The organism is Streptomyces katrae (assembly GCF_000966975.1).
GTDB lineage: Bacteria > Actinomycetota > Actinomycetes > Streptomycetales > Streptomycetaceae > Streptomyces > Streptomyces katrae.
This window is the reverse complement of the sequence record NZ_JZWV01001313.1, coordinates 1-3,169: the sequence shown is the minus strand read 5'-3', so window position 1 is coordinate 3,169 and position 3,169 is coordinate 1. Positions and strand designations below refer to the sequence as shown.

4 protein-coding genes are annotated in these 3,169 nt (G+C 75.3%); 2 read left to right on the top strand and 2 right to left on the bottom strand.

Going from position 1 to position 3,169, the window contains the following annotated elements:
• Together VR44_RS36600 and VR44_RS36595 are read right to left on the bottom strand one after the other, a co-directional pair.
• Positions 1 to 439: AMP-binding protein (locus tag VR44_RS36600; protein ID WP_045951980.1), on the bottom strand; the 439-nt coding region annotated here is incomplete at its 3' end.
• Between the two features lie 157 nt (positions 440 to 596).
• On the bottom strand, positions 597 to 1,448 hold the full coding sequence (locus tag VR44_RS36595; RefSeq protein ID WP_045951979.1) for a LysR substrate-binding domain-containing protein: 852 nt from the start codon (positions 1,446 to 1,448) through the stop codon (positions 597 to 599).
• Between the two features lie 143 nt (positions 1,449 to 1,591).
• On the opposite strand from VR44_RS36595, the gene VR44_RS36590 reads away from it, so the two are divergent.
• Together VR44_RS36590 and VR44_RS36585 are read left to right on the top strand one after the other, a co-directional pair.
• Entirely contained in the window at positions 1,592 to 2,644 is a 1,053-nt protein-coding gene (locus VR44_RS36590) for a bile acid:sodium symporter family protein (protein WP_045951978.1), read from the top strand.
• A gap of 9 nt (positions 2,645 to 2,653) precedes the next feature.
• Positions 2,654 to 3,082, top strand: a complete 429-nt coding sequence (locus tag VR44_RS36585) for a hypothetical protein (RefSeq protein ID WP_094192150.1) — start codon at positions 2,654 to 2,656, stop codon at positions 3,080 to 3,082.
• Positions 3,083 to 3,169 lie beyond the last annotated feature (87 nt).

Sequence of the window (3,169 nt, the reverse complement as noted above, 5' to 3'; positions counted from 1 at the left end):
GCCACAGCAGCCGGAGCCCCGGCAGCCGCTCGATCACCGAACCGACCGTCATCGCCTGGTCCTCGTCCTCCACGACGCACCCGGCGCAGGAGGAGTCGTACAGGATCCAGTGCACCTGCTCCGCCGAGGACGTCGGGTACACGGGGACCGGCTGCGCGCCGATCGCCCACAGCGCGAAGTCGAACAGGGTCCACTCGTAGCGGGTGCGCGCCATCACCGCGATCCGGTCCCCGAAGCGCACCCCCTGCGCCAGCAGCCCCTTGGCGAGCGCGAGCACCTCCCCGGCCAGCTCCCCGGAGGTCACGTCCCGCCACACCCCGCCCGTCTTGCGGCCCAGCGCCACCCGGTGAGGGTCCTGCCCGGCATGCTCGAAGACCACGTCGGCCAGGCCGCCGGCCGGCGAGCCGCCGACCACGGGCGGGACGGTGAACTCGCGCAACACTGCCTCCTTGGGTCCCGGGCGCCGAGACGCTACCCCACGGGCCCCTCCGCCCGGCACCCCTGCGAAAACCTCCACAAGATCCCCTCGGCCGCAAGACCGCCCCACCTGCGCACTCGTGCGCCCGCAACCCGAACGGCAGGCCCGCAGGCCCGCCCTACGCCGGCCGGCTCAGGCGGTCGCCGCCCGCCAGGACGGCCGCCGCCAGGGCCTCCGCGGCCGGCGTCGGGCGGCGGCCCTGCAGCAGCGCGAACTCCACCGGACCCAGCTCCGGCAGCCCGCCCACCCGCACCAGACCCGGCGGGATCAGCCCCCGGGTGTGCGCCATCACCCCGAGCCCCGCACGGGCCGCCGCGATCAGACCGCTCAGGCTGCCGCTCGTGCACGCGATCCGCCACGCCCGGCCCTCCCGCTCCAGCACCTCCAGCGCCCGTGCCCGGGTGATCCCCGGCGGCGGGAACACGATCAGCGGCACCGGACGCTCCGGATCCAGCCGCAGCCCCTCCGCCCCGATCCACACCATCCGGTCCCGCCACACCAGCCGGCCCCGCTCGTCCCCGGGCCCGCGCCGCTTGGCCAGCACCAGGTCCAGGCGGCCCTCGTCCAGCCGCTCGTGCAGGATCCCCGACAGCTCGACCGACAGCTCCAGGTCCACCTCGGGGTGCTCGTGCCGGAACCCCTCCAGGATCTCCGGCAGCCGCGTCAGCACGAAGTCCTCCGACGCCCCGAACCGCAGCCGCCCGCGCAGCCGGGTCCCGGTGAAGAAGGCGGCGGCCCGCTCGTGCGCCTCCAGGATCGTCCGCGCGAAGCCCAGCAGGGCCTCCCCGTCCTCCGTCAGCGCCACGCTGTGGGTGTCCCGGGCGAACAGCGGCCGGCCCGTGGCCTCCTCCAGCCGCCGCACGTGCTGGCTGACGGTGGACTGCCGCACCCCCAGCCGCCCCGCGGCCTGGGTGAAGCTCAGCGTCTGGGCCACCGTGAGGAAGGTGCGCAACTGGACCGGGTCGTACACGCCCCCAGAGTAGACCCGGTCATCACGTACCGCGATGGCAGTCAGTGCGGTGTGCGGGTTTCCCGATCACCGGCGAGCGGCGACGATGGAAGCCGCCCGCCGCCACCGGGCGCGCCCCTCCCGAGAGCAAGTGAGCACCGCCCATGCGCCGCCCCCGCCTCCCCGCCCGGTTCCCCCTGGACCCCTACGTACTGGCGCTGCTCGCCACCGTGGGCCTGGCCGCCCTGCTCCCCGCCCGGGGCCCCGCCGCCACCGTCGCCGACGGCGCCTCCACCGCCGCCGTGGCCCTGCTCTTCTTCCTCTACGGCGCCCGGCTCTCCACCCGCGAGGCCCTCGACGGCCTGCGCCACTGGCGCCTCCACCTCACCGTGCTGGCCTGCACCTTCGTGCTCTTCCCGGCCCTCGGCCTGGCCGCCCGCGCGCTCGTCCCCACCCTCCTGACCCAGCCCCTCTACAACGGGCTGCTCTTCCTCTGCCTGGTCCCCTCCACCGTCCAGTCGTCCATCGCCTTCACCTCCATCGCCCGCGGCAACGTCCCCGCCGCGATCTGCGCCGGCTCCTTCTCCAGCCTCGCCGGCATCGCCTTGACCCCCCTGCTCGCCGGAGCCCTCCTCGGCGGCGACGGCGGCGGCTTCTCCGCCGGCTCCCTCCTGAAGATCGTCGTCCAGCTGCTGCTGCCCTTCCTCCTCGGCCAGCTCCTGCGCCCCTGGACCGGCGGCTTCCTCACCCGCCGCAAGAAGGTCCTCGGCTACGTCGACCGGGGCTCGATCCTCCTCGTCGTGTACGCCGCCTTCAGCGCGGGCGTGGCCGCCGGGGTCTGGCACCGGGTCAGCCTCCCGCGCCTCGGCGCGCTGATGGCCGTGGAAGCGGTACTCCTCGCCCTCATGCTGCTCGTCACCTGGTACGGGTCCGCCCGCCTCGGCTTCGGCCGCGCGGACCGGATCGCGATCCAGTTCGCCGGGTCGAAGAAGAGCCTGGCCGCCGGACTGCCCATGGCCAGCGTCCTGTTCGGGGCCCAGGCCTCCCTGGCGGTACTGCCGCTGATGCTCTTCCACCAGATGCAGCTGATGGTCTGCGCCGTCCTCGCCCGCCGCCGCGCCGCCGACCCCGACACCCCCGACAGCGGCCAACTCCCGGACGGCCCTGTGGCGGAGGTCTCGCCCCGGCCCCAACACCCCGCCGCACAGGGCCGGTAACGTGCGTCGGTGACCTGGATACGCCCGCTCTCCGCCCATGCCCCGCGCCCCTGCACCCTCGTGGTCTGCCGGGGGTGCTGCTGCGGGGACCCCCGCAAGAACCCCGGCACCGACCACGCCGGCCAGCTCGCCCGGCTCCGCGAGGCCGCCGACGCCTCCGGGGGCCGGCTGGCCGTACGGACCAGCGAATGCCTCGGGCCCTGCGAACGGGCCAACGTGATCGTGGTCCAGCCCACCACCGAGGCCCGCCGCCGGGGCGCCCGCGCCGTCTGGTTCGGCTGGGCCCTGGACGACACCGCCACCGACGAGATCATCGCCTGGGCCGAGTCCGGCGGCCCCGGCGCCACCCCGCTCCCGGCCACCCTCGACCTGCACCGCATCGACCCCCCGGAACCGAAACCGGCCACCCCCGCCCCACGCCGGGGCCGGCGCCGCTAGGCCGTCTCTTCCGGATCTTGTCTGACCCGCGCCGCCCGGCACCGCACCTCGCCGCTTTGGCGGGGCACCAAGTACGTCCAGTACGGC